The organism is Xenorhabdus cabanillasii (assembly GCF_003386665.1).
GTDB classification, from domain to species: domain Bacteria; phylum Pseudomonadota; class Gammaproteobacteria; order Enterobacterales; family Enterobacteriaceae; genus Xenorhabdus; species Xenorhabdus cabanillasii.
This window is the reverse complement of the sequence record NZ_QTUB01000001.1, coordinates 4,087,613-4,102,508: the sequence shown is the minus strand read 5'-3', so window position 1 is coordinate 4,102,508 and position 14,896 is coordinate 4,087,613. Positions and strand designations below refer to the sequence as shown.

Below are 14,896 nucleotides of genomic sequence, written 5' to 3'. Positions count from 1 at the left end.
TTTTTATTATCATGACAAGTAGTGAATTAAATAGTGAAGTAGCGGGCCATAGGATTGTGGCTCTTGATAGTGTGCGTGGTTTCGCCATTTTGGGCATATTATTACTGAATATCTCTAGTTTTGCGTTGCCATATGCTGCTTATATGAATCTCTTTTATAAAGAGGATGTCTTATTTTCTGATGTATTAACATGGTCTGCCTTGAGTACTTTTGCGCAAGGAAAATTTTTGTTTATTTTAACGCTGTTGTTTGGTGCGTCACTTGAGTTATTGAGGCAACGCGAGCATAACTGGAATCTTTGCAGGCTATTGATTCTGTCGGTTATTGGTTTATTGCACGGGATTTTACTGTGGGATGGCGATATCTTGCTGTCATATGGTTTGGCTGGTATTTTTGCGTTGCATTTGATCAATACCCGCCACAATCTGTTTGGTCAGGGGGTTGTTTTTTACCTGTTCGGTTTGATGATGTTTTATCTGTTGGGATTATTTCCAGTGGAAGAAAATAGTACGTTCTGGCGTCCATTAGAACAGGATATTTTTCATGAAGTTTACTGGAAAACCCATGGTGGGCTATTGGCGATAGAGCATCGTATGCGTCAGGTCAGTGGGGCAATGATCGTGACCGCGGTACAGTATGGCTGGCAAATGGTTGGGACAATGCTTTGTGGGGCAATGTTAGTACGTAATGGATGGTTGAAAGGAGCATACAGTAGTTACCATTATCGTCGGATGGCGTTGTGGCTGTTTGTCGTTGGTCTGGTGATCCACGCTGTTGCTCTGTTAGTTCAGTATTTATACCCGTACAGTTATTTTACCGCTTTGACAGTGCGTCATACCATCGCTGAACTGGCGACACCATTTCTGGCGTTGGCTTATGTGGCACTGATTTATGGATTCTGGCCGGTTATTTCACGTTGTCGAGTTATTTTCTGGTTCCAGCAGGTTGGCAGAATGCCGTTAACCTGTTATTTAATGCAAACTTTGATTTGCACCGTGCTTTTTTATCATTGGGAGCTATTTAATCAATTCACCCGTTTGGAATTGTTAATATTTGTTCCTTTCGTCTGGGGGGGTAATATCGGGTTCGCCTGCTGGTGGTTGAAATATCATCAAAAAGGGCCTGTTGAAACGCTTTGGCGGGGGCTATCTGGAAAATTGGTAGAAAGATTTTAAACTGTGCAGAGCCTATTATTTGAAAAATAGGCTCTTATTTACTGGGCTGTTTTTTCTCCAGTTCCTGTAACTCTTTTGGTGATACAGCAGGGTAGCCCTCAATTCCGGCAGGAGCGACCTGCTGGATAGGAATTGGTGTCAGAGGGCCTAGAAAACGCGGCTCACGTTTCAAAATATAAAGGTCAGCCAAAGCGCCGAGACGAGCAAATACTTCCCGTATACGTATAGTTATCATATTCTTAGGGGAAGACACCGCATAACATTGTGCTTCTATTCCCATGTGCATTGCAATGAACAGGGCGCGTTCACAATGGAAGCGTTGAGTGATGGTAGTGAAATCATTGGTATCAAATACCTTGCGGGTTCTGACAATCGAATCTAATGTGCGAAAACCAGCAAAATCCATCACAATTTTTGAGGCAGGAACCCCTGCCTTGATCAGGTCTTTTCGCATTGTATTTGGTTCATTATAGCTGTGTTGGGCATTATCTCCGCTTAGCAGCAGGTATTTTACTTTCCCGCTGTTATAAGCGTTAACAGCGCCTTGAATTCGATAGAAATAATATTGGTTATACGCACCAGTTTTATAATATTTGGATGTACCCAATACCATACCAACTTCCCGTTCAGGTAACTGTCTAAGGTCGTCAAAAACATAAGGAGCGGTTTTCCAGCTGATCCAGCGATCAAGCATAATGGCTGATAGCATAAAAACAGCTATTATGAAAATCAGACTGATAATCAGGCGTTTCCACATTATTTTTTTGCCTTTTACATAATTATAAACAAGTGGTCAAAGGCTACTTTACTTGATATACCGAAGCAAGTATTGGATGAGCATCCAGATAGAACGCTCTTTATTGTTAGTATGTTTATTGGATTATAGAGATTGGCTGTACTTATTACTAAAAGCTTTTACTAAAAGGCCTGTCAATGTTTTCGGCAGGCCAGTTGGTAATATATCAGAATGATGTGCGTTTATAGACGCGGTATTCTGGTTTCCAGAAGTTACGCTCAATAGCTTCTTCAAGTGCATCTTCAGAAGTAACCGTTGCTACCCCCTGAATCTGGGCTTTTTTCGCTACCTCTTTAGCGATCTTACGGGAAACGTTCTGAATATCATCAATCAATGGCAATAACGGGCCAGAACCAGTTTGTGCCAGTGGTGAACAATCTGCTAATGCGCGGCTGGCAGCCATCAGCATATCATCTGTCACGCGTTTGGCACCGGCAGCAATAACACCTAACCCGATACCGGGGAAGATATAAGAGTTATTACATTGTGCAATTGGGAACTCCTGGCCTTCATATTGTACTGGTGAGAATGGACTACCGGTTGCGACCAGTGCCTGACCTTCTGTCCAGGTAATAATATCTTCAGGACGGGCTTCGACACGTGATGTCGGGTTGGACAGCGGCATTACAATTGGGCGTTCACAATGTTTATGCATTTCACGGATAATTTCTTCCGTGAACAGACCGGACTGACCAGAAACACCAATCAGAACAGTAGGCTTGGCATTGCGGACAACATCCATCAGTGACAGGCTATCATTGTCAACATCCCAGGATTGCAGTGCGCTACTTTTCTGAACCAGTGCACTTTGAAAATCCAGCAGATTTGGTTGCCTGTCAGTGAGCAGCCCAAAACGATCAACCATGAATACACGGGCACGGGCTTGTTCATCACTTAAACCTTCCGATTTCATGTGGGCGATGATTTGCTCAGCGATACCACAACCAGCGGAGCCCGCACCGAGGAAAGTAACAGTTTGGTCTTTCAATTGACGGCCTGCGGCACGGCTGGCGGCAATCAGGCTACCGAGAGCAACAGCGGCTGTACCCTGAATATCGTCATTGAAGCAGCAAAGATCATTGCGATAGCGAGTCAGTAATGGCATCGCATTTTGCTGGGCAAAATCTTCAAATTGCAGCAGTACATTCGGCCAGCGGCGTTTTACAGCCTGAATGAATTCATCTACGAAGTCATCGTATTCTTTGCCTGTAATGCGAGGATGGCGCCAGCCCATGTACAGCGGATCGTTCAAGCGTTGTGGGTTATTAGTCCCCACATCCAACACGACAGGCAGGGTGTAAGCAGGGCTGATCCCGCCACAGGAGGTATATAAAGATAATTTACCGATAGGGATCCCCATACCACCAATCCCCTGATCGCCAAGACCCAGGATACGTTCACCATCGGTGACAACGATGACTTTAACATTCTGTTTAGTCGCGTTTTGCAGCATATCATCAATATAAGCCCGGTTCGGGTAAGAGATGAACAAACCACGGGCACGGCGGTAAATGTCAGAGAAATGTTCACACGCTTCACCGACGGTTGGCGTGTAAATAATAGGCATCATCTCGCTGAGATGGGCGTCAAGGAGCCGGTAGAAAAGAGTTTCGTTGGTGTCCTGAATGTTCCTCAGATAAATATGTTTATCCGCGTCATTTTTGAAATCGCAATATTGGCGATAGGCGCGTTCGGCCTGCTCTTCAATTGTTTCAACGGTCTGAGGTAATAAACCATGCAGATTGAAATTGCTGCGTTCTTCTTCCGTAAAAGCGCTGCCTTTATTCAGCAGGGGAAATTCCAACAAGATGGGGCCAGCGTAGGGGATATAGAGAGGACGTTTACTTTCGTGTTCCAGTTCCATGATGCTTACTCTTTGGACTAATCAATAACAAAATCGGCTATAGATCCTAAGAAGATAAAAAAATAAGTACAGTGAATGTTACTTAAATATGTTCATTATGAGCAAAAATGAGAGATAACATACAGAATTCGCTAATTAAATGTTATTTAGTTTCTCGTTTTTGCCCAAAAATTTTCCAGGATGGCCATTTTTTAGCAATGGAACTGTCAGAACGTATGACACTCTGTTTGCTTACAGCCGAGGGAAATTAAGGTGGATTCAGTCGCATTCCATTGTGATAGATGATTATTTTGTCCTTCTACTAATATCGCCCGTTTGATGGTTCGGCAATCACTGCCTGACATGTTCATCAATATCAGAGCTGCCTGCAAAGGAGGTAAGCTCGGATTAAATGCAGCATTTTCTGCATAGCGACCAGTATAAACACGATTTTGTTCATCCATCAGAGCTATACCTGAGTGGGATTGGCTATAAGGTGAATGACTCTGATTTGCCGCATCCAGTGCAGCCAGCACGAGTTCGTCGTTAGTATCCAACTGATAGTCGTGATGAATGCTATCCAGCAACAAGGGAGTATCTCCTAAATCACGTGGACCGAATGCCTCTGGCAGATAGTCAGCCAGAGTTAACCGTGGGCGATCAGGTAAACAGATTTCCAATTGTATTCCACTGTTTAATTCATTCATAAATTGGCGGCAATGGCCGCAAGGTGAGCAACTAACAGTGACGGATAGCAGTTTTTTCTCACCACGTAACCAGGCATGAGTAATGGCTGATTGTTCGGCATGGACAGTTTGCTGTAACGGAACGCCCACAAATTCCATATTGGCACCAAAATAGAAGTTTCCGCTTTCTCCTTGTGCAATGGCACCGACATGAAAGTGTGAGATAGGAGCAATGGAGCAGGCCGCAGCGAGTGGCAACAGGGCAAGTGCCAGCGCATGATCATCAAAGCCGCAACTCTGCTTAATCGACTCCACCTGCTCTGCTGTCAGCATAGCTGGAAAATCATCATTACCAATGTAGGGCAATAGAGCCTTTTGCAATTTAAGTGTAACTTCTGACCAGATAGCATGAAAACGAGCTTGCATAGAATAATCTCCAAATTAATTGAAGGTTATTCTAGGATGATTAGTTGGGTTTATAATGTGATGTATACCATATAATTAATGAAATTAATGTAACAAAGATATTATTTTAACAACTTACGTCAAATTTTTTACTATCTGAATGATTTTTTCACTTTTTGGTAACTAACCAAAAAGATGCAGTAACATAGGAAATAAGAAAGGCGCAATCAATGAAGTAATAACGCCGCAAGTCATCAGTGCCAGCGAACTATACGCACCTTCGACATGATCTATTTCAGCACATCGTGCAGTTCCTACGGCATGAGAAGCTGTACCCATTGCTAATCCTCTGGAGGCTTGGGTTTTAATTTTCAATAAATTAAACAGATTATGGCCAAAAATCGCACCTAACATACCGACAGCAATGACACAGGCGGTACTGATGGCTGGAATACCCCCAATAGAATGAGCCACTGCCATGGCGATAGGGGTTGTCACTGATTTTGGTAACACAGAAGCCGCAATTTCAGGGGTAGCACCTGCCCATAAAGCAATAGCTGTACCTGTGACCATTGCAGTAACACTGCCGATGAAGCAGATACTGATAATAGATTTCCATTGAGCACGGATTTGATGGAGCTGTTCATACAGCGGAAAGGCCAGAGCAACAACAGCAGGTTGTAGCAAATCATTTAATATCCGGCTACCGGCAAAATAGTGTTCATAAGAGGTGTGAGTCAGCAGCAACAGAGGAATGATGACTGCCATTGATATCAATAAAGGGTTGAAAACAGGAAATCTGAGTCGGACAGATAGTTTTTTGGCAACATAAAAGACAGCCAGGGTTAATGACAGTGACCACCAGATATGGTTTAGCATTTTTATTTTCCCTCCTGTTGTGATGATTTCTGTTCTGGTAATTGTTTTTTGTGATTGGTGCCGATAATGGTGCGTTCGCGGTGGACATAATGAGAGCTGTAAGCAACGGTAATCATGACGATGACGGTACTGATGATACAGGAAAGGGCAATCGGGAGTATCTGCTGGCTCAGTTGTGGATAATATTCCATGACACCAACCCCGATGGGTAAAAAGAGCAATGTCATGTTTTTCATCAATAAGCTACAGCCCGGTTTTACCCAATGAGCGGGAATAATCTGAAGCGCCAGCAAACAGAACAGAAGAAGCAAGCCAATAATACTACCGGGGAGAGAGAAGGGGAGATGTGCTGAAATGAGATTCCCTACAATGAGGCATAAATAGAGCAGCACAAATGCACGCAGATATTGCCAACCTGCCATGAGTACGTTTTGGAAAGACATAACGTATAATTCCTCAATGTAAAGAGGGTCATCATACGATTAATATTGTTAATGTGCTATAGGTCACATTAAAAAGCGGGTTCAAAAAACCCGCTTTACTGTTTTCGGAACATCAGCTTTTCAGAACATCAGTCTCAGAATATCAGGTGATTACTTAACCTGCATACCAGGCTGAGCACCGCTGTCCGGGCTTAACAGGAAAATTTCTTTTCCTCCGGGGCCTGCTGCCATCACCATGCCTTCTGAAATACCAAAACGCATTTTACGTGGAGCAAGATTAGCTACCATAACGGTCAGGCGGTTTTCTAATGCTTTTGGATCCGGATAAGCAGCACGGATGCCGGAAAAGACTTGACGAGTTTCACCACCAAGATCAAGGATCAGTTTCAGCAGTTTATCTGAGCCTTCAATAAAATCAGCCTGTTTAATCAATGCGATACGTAGATCAACTTTGGCAAAATCATCAAATGTGATGGTGTCCTGAATTGGATCATCTGCCAGAGGGCCTGTCTGGGTTTTTTGTGGCTCAATGTTCTCTTTGGAATCATCTACCATTGCTTCAATTTTGGCCATATCGATACGGTTAAACAGCGCCTTAAATGGTGAAACATCATGATCCAGCAGAGGTTGCTGGATACCATCCCAAGTCAGTTCAGTATTCAGGAATGTTTCTGCACGGGCAGCGAGGCCCGGAATAATAGGTTTCAGGTAAGTCATCAGCACGCGGAACAGGTTGATGCCCATTGAGCAGATAGCTTGAAGATCTGCATCCCTGCCTTCTTCTTTCGCCACAACCCATGGTGCTTGTTCATCAACATAACGGTTAGCGAGATCTGCCAATGCCATGATTTCACGAACAGCCTTACCAAATTCACGATTAGTGAAATCTTCTGCAATTCCCTGTGCGGCATCAATAAATTTCTGGTACAGCACAGGATCAGCGAGCTGATCTGCCAGTTTGCCGGCAAAACGCTTATTGATGAAACCAGCGTTACGTGAAGCCAGATTAACGACTTTGTTGACGATGTCACTGTTTACGCGCTGAACGAAGTCTTCCAGATTCAGGTCGATATCATCAATACGGGAAGAGAGTTTTGCTGCGTAGTAATAACGCAGACAGTCTGCATCCAGATGCTTCAGATAAGTCTCTGCTTTGATGAAAGTTCCACGAGACTTAGACATCTTAGTACCGTTGACAGTAATGTAACCGTGAACAAATACGTTGGTTGGCTTGCGGTAATTGCTGCCTTCTAACATAGCTGGCCAGAACAGACTATGGAAATAGACGATATCTTTACCAATGAAGTGGTAAAGATCTGCTTTGGAATCTTTCGCCCAGAATTCATCGAAATTCAGGTCACCACGTTTGTCACACAGGTTCTGGAATGACCCCATATAGCCGATTGGTGCATCCAGCCAGACATAAAAATATTTACCCGGTTCATCAGGAACCTCAAAACCGAAATAAGGCGCATCACGAGTGATATCCCATTGTTGCAGACCTGCTTCGAACCACTCCTGCATTTTGTTTGCTACCTGTTCTTGCAAGGTGCCAGAGCGAGTCCATTGTTGCAGCATATCGCTGAATGCTGGCAGGTCGAAGAAGAAATGCTCTGTGCTACGCAGCTCTGGTGTTGCGCCGGATACAACCGAACGAGGGTTGATCAACTCTGTTGGAGAATAGGTTGTTCCACACACTTCACAGTTATCGCCGTACTGATCTTCCGCCTTACATTTCGGACAGGAGCCTTTGACGAAACGATCAGGCAGGAACATGCTTTTTTCTGGATCGAACAGTTGAGAAATGGTGCGATTCTTGATGTAACCGTTTTTTTTCAGTTTCAGATAAATTTCTGACGCAAGCGCTCTGTTTTCTTCACTGTGCGTAGAATGGTAGTTATCGTAACTGATAGCAAAACCGGCAAAATCCTGCTGATGCTCCAGGTGCACTTTGTCGATCATCTCTTCTGGCGGAATCCCTGCTTGCTGAGCTTTCAGCATGATTGGTGTACCATGAGCATCGTCAGCACAGACAAAGTGAACCTCTTTGCCGCGCATTCGATGATAACGAACCCAAATATCAGCCTGAATGTGTTCTAAGATGTGACCGAGATGAATTGGACCGTTAGCATAGGGTAACGCACAGGTCACCAGTAATTTTTTCGCGACTTGAGACATAGTTAGGATCTGACTTCCATAAATTGAAAAGGGTTTTTGATGTTACCTGATAAGAAGCATTGTCGCTAGGGTAATGCGAGAACTTCATCTCTTTTGTTTTGTTCTTATCGTAAGTTGCCTGCTTCTGCTATGATGGACGAACAGTTTTAGGTTGAAAAAGATAAATCAAAAGGAGCCGGGATGAACTCACAATCCCCCGAGCAGACCAATCCTGACCTGCTGAGAGAAAGCGTTGCGAAAATATTGGCAGCATTTAAACATCCGACATTAGAACAAGATTTAGTGACTCTGAAAGCATTGCATCGTTGTACTGTTCTGGATGAGATACTACATATTGAATTAATGATGCCTTTCGTCTGGAAACGAGCTTTTGAAACACTGAAGGAAGAAACAATTCATCTCTTACAAGCTGCTACAGGTGCAAAAAGTGTTGAATGGCGGCTTTCCCATGATATCTGTACCTTACGCCGAGCTAACAACTTACCGGGTGTTAATGGCGTGCGTAACATTCTGGCAATCAGTTCAGGAAAAGGTGGTGTGGGTAAATCCAGCACGGCAGTGAATCTGGCACTGGCTTTGGCTCAGGAAGGGGCAAAAGTAGGTATTCTGGATGCAGATATCTACGGCCCATCGGTTCCTGATATGCTTGGGACAGCCAAAGAGCGACCGACTTCACCTGATGGTCAGCACATGGCACCAATTATGGTACATGGCATGGCGACAAATTCCATTGGTTATCTTGTCACCGGTGATAACGCAATGGTATGGCGTGGCCCGATGGCCAGTAAGGCACTTATGCAGATGCTACAAGATACATTGTGGCCGGATCTGGACTATCTGGTAATCGATATGCCACCGGGAACTGGGGATATCCAGTTAACGTTATCCCAGAATATTCCCGTGACTGGTGCATTGGTTGTCACAACACCGCAGGATATTGCCTTGATTGATGCTATGAAAGGCATTGTCATGTTCCAAAAAGTCAACGTACCAGTGTTAGGTATTATTGAGAACATGAGCACACATATCTGTAGTCACTGTGGCAAACATGAACCGATTTTTGGCGAGGGAGGCGCAGAAAAACTGGCGGAAAAATACAAATGCCAATTATTGGGCAAGATCCCTCTGCATATTTCACTGCGTGAAGATCTTGATCGCGGAGAGCCTACGGTTATCAGTCAACCTGATAGCGAATTTGCGGGTATTTATCGTGAAATTGCCGCTAATATTTCTGCCCAGATGTACTGGCGCGGAGAGAAAATCCCGACTGAAATTTCTTTTCGTGAAGTTTGATTTAATTTATTGAATAAACATGTCTCAATTAAACGCCGTCTGAATGATTACTTTTGTATGAAGCGGCGTTTCTTAGGGGAATTTAATTATTAATTAATTTAATTTATTATCCCCTTGGTGTTTTATTTCTTCTTGATTGATAAATTAGGCGTAAAACCTGCCTGCTTTCCTTTAATGCACTATTAAAATAAATTCAGAAAAAATCAAAATCCTGCCGATTATCTTATTGATGTCTTAATTCATTAATTTGGTTACTTTATTGTGACCTGACTACCTTGATATTCATCGTTTCAAAAGGTATTTTGTCTACCTTAAAAAATCTTATGTAAGGAATGGCAATGGATTTTAATAATAATTTTGCAAAATGGAAAAAAGGGGTTATAGCTCTTTGTGTTACATTAGCGCTATCAGCATGTGATAACAAAAAAGAAGAATTAACACAGTCTGTGACTTCTAAGTCATCAACTGAAACTGCGCAAAATAATTCAGTTGCAGAGAAGGTTGAACAACTGACGAAAGAAATCAAAGAGAAATCTGTCCAAGATCCAGAACAGGTTATTTCCGAAAAAATGAATGCATACATTGATTGCTACAATTCGCTGGATAAATATATCGAACGTAGCATAGAACGCTATGCCAGTTGGATTAAAGATTTAGAAAAAGGCCCTACAGGAAATGAAAGTGTTGTTTATGGGCTCTACTCAGTCAGTCAGGATAGTGTAATCAGTTGTCAGGAAAAAATTAAAAATGTTGCAGTGATGACTCCAGCATTGAAGCCGATTGACCATATTGCTGTTAACTATATTGAGTCATCAGCGAAGCTTGTGCCAGAAATTAATGCACTGAACCGTTATTATGATCAAGGTGATTACAAAGATGACAATTTTGCCAGAGGCAAAGAGAAACACCTTCAATTAATAGCAGCGTATCAAGTATTTGAACCAGTATCTGAAGAATTTTCTCAATCTATTGAAAAGATTAACAATGAACGTCAAATAACCGCGTTACAGCAAATTGAAAAAGAGAACGGCCGGACATTGGAATATTATAGTCTGGCAATTTTAATTGATGCTAAAAAAATCAATCAGATGATCGAAGAGGATGCTTTTGATACCGCCCAAGCGTTTGCTCTGGTTACTGAATTGCAAAATAAAACTGAAAACGCCCTTCCTCTGGTTGCTGAGCGTAAAAATGCGCGGGATCTTTCCTACATGGGGTATGATTCTCTGTTAGATCAAGCTGACAGTTACGCTAAAGTTGCAAAAGAGCGTATCCGCAGAGTCAGAGATAAGGTTCCTTATTCAGATTTTGAAAAAAGAAATTTAGGTACTTCTTCTGAATGGATGGTGGAAGGATCTGTCGGTAAACTGATAAAAGAATATAACGGTTATATTGAGAGATTTAATAGACTAGATTAATGATTATTCCATTGATATTGCCGTTATTTAGTTGTGGCTTACGGTATAGGGATGACGCAATATCAAAAACGTAGAACAATGGCTCTATTGTTACAGGACCATCGGTTACAGAGCGATTGTTCTACACTTGGCAGTTTCTATTTTATCTACTATACCTACCATTTGAAATTTAACTGAATACCTTCAGGGAATTATTTCGGATACAATCTTGAGACTGATTTTGGGAATTGCTTTGGTACTGGTTTTTGAACATTATTTTTTTGAGTCATTTTTCCATTTGCAGACCTGTGATTGCGGAATTTTTATGCGAAGCGTATCGAAAAAAGCGAGACTTATCTCGTTTGAGCTGGCATAGAAGCTACTAACTCCCTATAATCCGCCAAACATAGCGTGACAGAATGCTATTTTCCCACTTTATTTTTTCTTTTTAACCAGGTTATTTCTAGTATGGCTGATGAAGCACATAAGTGTACAATCGTAGGTATTTCAGGTGCCTCCGCTTCGGGCAAAAGCCTTATTGCCAGCACACTTTATAGAGAATTACGCGCTCAGGTTGGTGATCACAATATCGGAGTTATTTCAGAAGATTGCTATTATAAAGACCAAACTAACACCCCGCTGGAAGAACGCTATAAAGTCAATTATGACCACCCAAGTTCAATGGATCACAATTTACTATTCGAACATATCCAGGCACTGAAAGCCGGGAAGTCCGTTGAATTGCCACAATATGACTACGTTGTTCATACCCGCAAACCAGAATCCATTCATTTTGAACCGAAGCGAGTTATTATCCTTGAAGGTATCCTATTATTAACGGATAAGCGTTTGCGTCAGGAACTGGATTTTTCGATTTTTGTTGATACACCTTTAGATATCTGTCTGATGCGTCGTATCAAGCGTGATGTGAATGAGCGTGGGCGTTCACTGGATTCTGTAATAGAACAGTATAAAAAAACAGTTCGTCCGATGTTCCTGCAATTCATAGAGCCATCAAAACAATATGCGGACATTATTGTTCCCCGTGGTGGTAAAAACCGTGTGGCTATCGACATACTGAAAGCCAAGATTGGCCAATTTTGCGAATAACCTGATGTTCAGGAATTCATAAGTATCATCGTATTTTGAGAGGAAGTAATGCGACTCTGTGACCGTGACATTATTAAATGGCTTGATGAAGGTAAACTGGAAATTACCCCACGTCCTCCTGTTGATCGTATTAATGGGGCAACTGCTGATGTTCGCCTTGGGAATCAGTTTCGCGTTTTTCGTGGTCATACTGCTGCTTATATTGACTTGAGTGGTCCTAAGGCTGAAGTCAATGCGGCACTTGATCGTGTCATGAGCGATGAAATTAATTTGCCGGATGGGGAGGCTTTTTTTCTGCATCCCGGCGAACTGGCACTGGCAGTGACACTGGAATCTGTCACATTGCCCGCTAATCTTGTTGGCTGGCTGGATGGTCGTTCATCTCTGGCCCGTCTTGGTCTGATGGTCCATGTTACTGCTCACCGGATTGACCCAGGTTGGCATGGTCAAATTGTTCTGGAATTCTATAATTCAGGAAAATTACCGTTAGCCTTGCGTCCGGGTATGGTCATTGGGGCTTTGAGTTTTGAGCCGCTTTCAGGCATTGCTGACCGTCCTTATAACCGACGTCAGGATGCTAAATATAAAAATCAGAAAGGAGCAGTAGGGAGCCGAATCAGCGAAGACTAATCTTTCCTGGTGAAAATTTCTGGTAAAGTAGTCATTTGGTGAAAATAGTCATCTTGTGGACATGAGACTGGGGAAGTCATGAAAAGATTGTTGACGACACTCGTTATTTTGTTGGTGGTAGTTGTTACGGGGCTAACAGCATTAGTCGTGCTGATTAATCCAAACGATTTTCGTAGCTACATAGTCAAACAAGTACAAAAAAAGAGTGGCTATCAGCTTGTGTTACAAGATGATCTACGTTGGCATGCCTGGCCAAAATTGAGTATTTTGACCGGGCAGGTATCACTGATTGCTCCCAATGCGAAAATGCCCGCTGTTATGGCAGAAAATATGCGCCTCGATGTTGAGTTGCTGCCATTGTTTTCTCATCAACTTTCTGTCAAAGAAGTGATGCTTAAAGGGGCTGTTTTGCGGTTTACACCGGATAGTCAGCCGCAAAAAAAACCAGAAGCCCCTATTGCGCCTGAAGGTGATTTTCATTATCCCGTAGCGGATGATGCTCACAGTTGGAAACTGGATATCGATAAGATCAAAGTAGAGAATAGCTTGCTGATTTGGCAAACTGATCCCCATTCGCAGTTAAATATGCGGGATATTGATTTGCTGATGAAACGCCAGGATGAGAGCCATGTTAATCTTGAACTCAATAGTAAGATCAATAAGAATCAGCAAGAATTTGCCTTTGAGGTTAACGCTTCTTTCGACATTTCTGATTATCCACATAATTTAACTGGCGATATCAGTTCGTTTAAATATCAGCTACAGGGTGTTGGTCTCCCGCCAGAAGGCATAACAGGAACGGGTAGTGCGACTGTAAAATATGATGCTTTCTCCTCATCTATTTCGTTGCAGAAAATAGCACTGGCAATGAATGAAAGCGAATTGACAGGCAATGTTGTGGTTAACCTGAAAGATAAACCGCACTATTCCATCAATCTGTCTTCGCCAAAATTAGATTTAGATAATTTGTTAGGATGGGATAAATTATCACAGCATAGTTTACAGGCAAAACTTGATTATCGGGCTGAAAATAATTCGGCAAAACCTGTGATTGCAAAGTTTGTTTCTCCTTTATCAAATTATGATCTCAGTTTTCTGAAAGAATTTAATACCCATCTGTTATTCATGGCGAATAAATTTATTTATCAGGGTATGGATATCGATAACTTTGTCTTTAATGCCGTCAATGATGAGGGAATAACAGAGATTTTGAGATTGAGTGGTAACGTATTTGGTGGCCGTTTTGCACTGCCTGCCACAATTGATGCAACAGTTAATCCGGCTAAATTACATGCTAAACCTCTGTTGCAAAATATTGACTTACAATCACTATTGAAAGCTTTGGCTCTGCCATCAGTGTTTAGTGGACAACTTGCGTTGGATGGAGATCTTTTGGGAGATGGCTACGATGAATATGCAGTCACCCATTACTGGCGGGGAGATCTGAATATCGGCCTGAAAAATGCGCGTTTGGACGGATTGAATATTCCTTTACTTATTCAGCAATCTTTTTCAAGAATGACTGATTTGGTTCAACAGCCGACGAATACTCAGAACTTTACTGATGCACAGAATCTGTCAGTAAAAGCTCAACTGGATAAAGGTAAGATTAAAATTAATAACCTTTCTGCTACATCTGGTATTTCGAAAATTGAAGGGCAGGGTGAGGCCAATTTACTGAAACAGAATATTGATGTTGCATTGGCGGTTCAGTTAACCGGTGGATGGGGGCAAGAAAACGAATTAGTTAGTCGTTTAGAAAAACTAAAAGTACCACTGCGGGTTTATGGTAATTGGGATAATCTGCAATATACCTTGAATGTTGAACCAATATTGCGTGATGAATTACAGCAAAAAGTCAAACAATCCATCAAAAACTGGCTTGAAAGTAGCGATAACAGTGAAGTAAGAAAAAAAACTGCTGAATAAATAGTTGAATTTATCATAATTGATAAAATAAACAGGTGAGCGTTTTAACGTTCACCTGTATGTGAAAAAATTGATAGTGAGTTGATAGTGGTGTTACACCACTATCAACTTATAGCTCAAATAACAGATGGG

12 protein-coding genes are annotated in these 14,896 nt (G+C 42.2%); 6 read left to right on the top strand and 6 right to left on the bottom strand.

Translation table 11 applies throughout. The annotated features are described in order from the left end of the window. Window positions 1-11 precede the first annotated feature (11 nt). Window positions 12-1,175 (top strand): DUF418 domain-containing protein YeiB, encoded by a 1,164-nt coding sequence (yeiB, locus tag BDD26_RS18425; RefSeq protein ID WP_115827378.1) that lies wholly within the window; start codon window positions 12-14, stop codon window positions 1,173-1,175. Window positions 1,176-1,209: 34 nt separating this feature from the next. Here the strand turns inward: yeiB and sanA are convergent, their stop codons facing one another. From sanA to metG, 6 genes are all read right to left on the bottom strand, one after another. Beyond that, window positions 1,210-1,932, bottom strand: coding sequence for an outer membrane permeability protein SanA (gene sanA, locus BDD26_RS18420; RefSeq protein WP_038264404.1), 723 nt, complete (start codon window positions 1,930-1,932; stop codon window positions 1,210-1,212). Between the two features lie 205 nt (window positions 1,933-2,137). Next, the gene (locus BDD26_RS18415) at window positions 2,138-3,835 is read right to left on the bottom strand and encodes an NAD-dependent malic enzyme (RefSeq protein WP_038264407.1); all 1,698 of its coding nucleotides are present in this window, start codon (window positions 3,833-3,835) and stop codon (window positions 2,138-2,140) included. Between the two features lie 206 nt (window positions 3,836-4,041). Then, the gene (cdd, locus tag BDD26_RS18410) at window positions 4,042-4,926 is read right to left on the bottom strand and encodes a cytidine deaminase (RefSeq protein WP_115827377.1); all 885 of its coding nucleotides are present in this window, start codon (window positions 4,924-4,926) and stop codon (window positions 4,042-4,044) included. A 162-nt stretch (window positions 4,927-5,088) separates the two neighbouring features. After that, complete coding sequence (locus BDD26_RS18405) at window positions 5,089-5,784, bottom strand: CidB/LrgB family autolysis modulator (protein ID WP_115827376.1); 696 nt, start codon at window positions 5,782-5,784, stop codon at window positions 5,089-5,091. A 2-nt stretch (window positions 5,785-5,786) separates the two neighbouring features. After that, on the bottom strand, window positions 5,787-6,227 hold the full coding sequence (locus BDD26_RS18400; protein WP_051502342.1) for a CidA/LrgA family protein: 441 nt from the start codon (window positions 6,225-6,227) through the stop codon (window positions 5,787-5,789). Between the two features lie 150 nt (window positions 6,228-6,377). After that, window positions 6,378-8,405 (bottom strand): methionine--tRNA ligase, encoded by a 2,028-nt coding sequence (metG, locus tag BDD26_RS18395; RefSeq protein WP_115827375.1) that lies wholly within the window; start codon window positions 8,403-8,405, stop codon window positions 6,378-6,380. Between the two features lie 180 nt (window positions 8,406-8,585). Between metG and apbC the strand changes: the two genes are divergently transcribed. From apbC to asmA, 5 genes are all read left to right on the top strand, one after another. After that, complete coding sequence (apbC, locus tag BDD26_RS18390; RefSeq protein WP_038264422.1) at window positions 8,586-9,698, top strand: iron-sulfur cluster carrier protein ApbC; 1,113 nt, start codon at window positions 8,586-8,588, stop codon at window positions 9,696-9,698. A gap of 338 nt (window positions 9,699-10,036) precedes the next feature. Beyond that, a complete protein-coding gene (locus BDD26_RS18385; RefSeq protein ID WP_170140429.1) occupies window positions 10,037-11,116 on the top strand; it encodes a YiiG family protein in 1,080 nt (359 codons plus the stop codon). A gap of 447 nt (window positions 11,117-11,563) precedes the next feature. Beyond that, a complete protein-coding gene (udk, locus tag BDD26_RS18380; protein ID WP_038264425.1) occupies window positions 11,564-12,205 on the top strand; it encodes a uridine kinase in 642 nt (213 codons plus the stop codon). 48 nt (window positions 12,206-12,253) lie between these two features. Beyond that, complete coding sequence (gene dcd, locus BDD26_RS18375) at window positions 12,254-12,835, top strand: dCTP deaminase (RefSeq protein ID WP_038264428.1); 582 nt, start codon at window positions 12,254-12,256, stop codon at window positions 12,833-12,835. A gap of 78 nt (window positions 12,836-12,913) precedes the next feature. Next, window positions 12,914-14,764: an outer membrane assembly protein AsmA gene (gene asmA, locus BDD26_RS18370; RefSeq protein WP_115827373.1), complete on the top strand. Its 1,851-nt coding sequence runs from the start codon at window positions 12,914-12,916 to the stop codon at window positions 14,762-14,764. The last annotated feature ends 132 nt before the right edge of the window (window positions 14,765-14,896 follow it).

What these genes read in the sequence shown, in the direction of transcription:
- yeiB (WP_115827378.1), top strand. Translation starts at nt 12, where the DNA reads ATGACAAGTAGTGAATTAAATAGTGAAGTAGCGGGCCATAGGATTGTG.
- sanA (WP_038264404.1), bottom strand. Translation starts at nt 1,932, where the DNA reads ATGTGGAAACGCCTGATTATCAGTCTGATTTTCATAATAGCTGTTTTT.
- BDD26_RS18415 (WP_038264407.1), bottom strand. Translation starts at nt 3,835, where the DNA reads ATGGAACTGGAACACGAAAGTAAACGTCCTCTCTATATCCCCTACGCT.
- cdd (WP_115827377.1), bottom strand. Translation starts at nt 4,926, where the DNA reads ATGCAAGCTCGTTTTCATGCTATCTGGTCAGAAGTTACACTTAAATTG.
- BDD26_RS18405 (WP_115827376.1), bottom strand. Translation starts at nt 5,784, where the DNA reads ATGCTAAACCATATCTGGTGGTCACTGTCATTAACCCTGGCTGTCTTT.
- BDD26_RS18400 (WP_051502342.1), bottom strand. Translation starts at nt 6,227, where the DNA reads ATGTCTTTCCAAAACGTACTCATGGCAGGTTGGCAATATCTGCGTGCA.
- metG (WP_115827375.1), bottom strand. Translation starts at nt 8,405, where the DNA reads ATGTCTCAAGTCGCGAAAAAATTACTGGTGACCTGTGCGTTACCCTAT.
- apbC (WP_038264422.1), top strand. Translation starts at nt 8,586, where the DNA reads ATGAACTCACAATCCCCCGAGCAGACCAATCCTGACCTGCTGAGAGAA.
- BDD26_RS18385 (WP_170140429.1), top strand. Translation starts at nt 10,037, where the DNA reads ATGGATTTTAATAATAATTTTGCAAAATGGAAAAAAGGGGTTATAGCT.
- udk (WP_038264425.1), top strand. Translation starts at nt 11,564, where the DNA reads ATGGCTGATGAAGCACATAAGTGTACAATCGTAGGTATTTCAGGTGCC.
- dcd (WP_038264428.1), top strand. Translation starts at nt 12,254, where the DNA reads ATGCGACTCTGTGACCGTGACATTATTAAATGGCTTGATGAAGGTAAA.
- asmA (WP_115827373.1), top strand. Translation starts at nt 12,914, where the DNA reads ATGAAAAGATTGTTGACGACACTCGTTATTTTGTTGGTGGTAGTTGTT.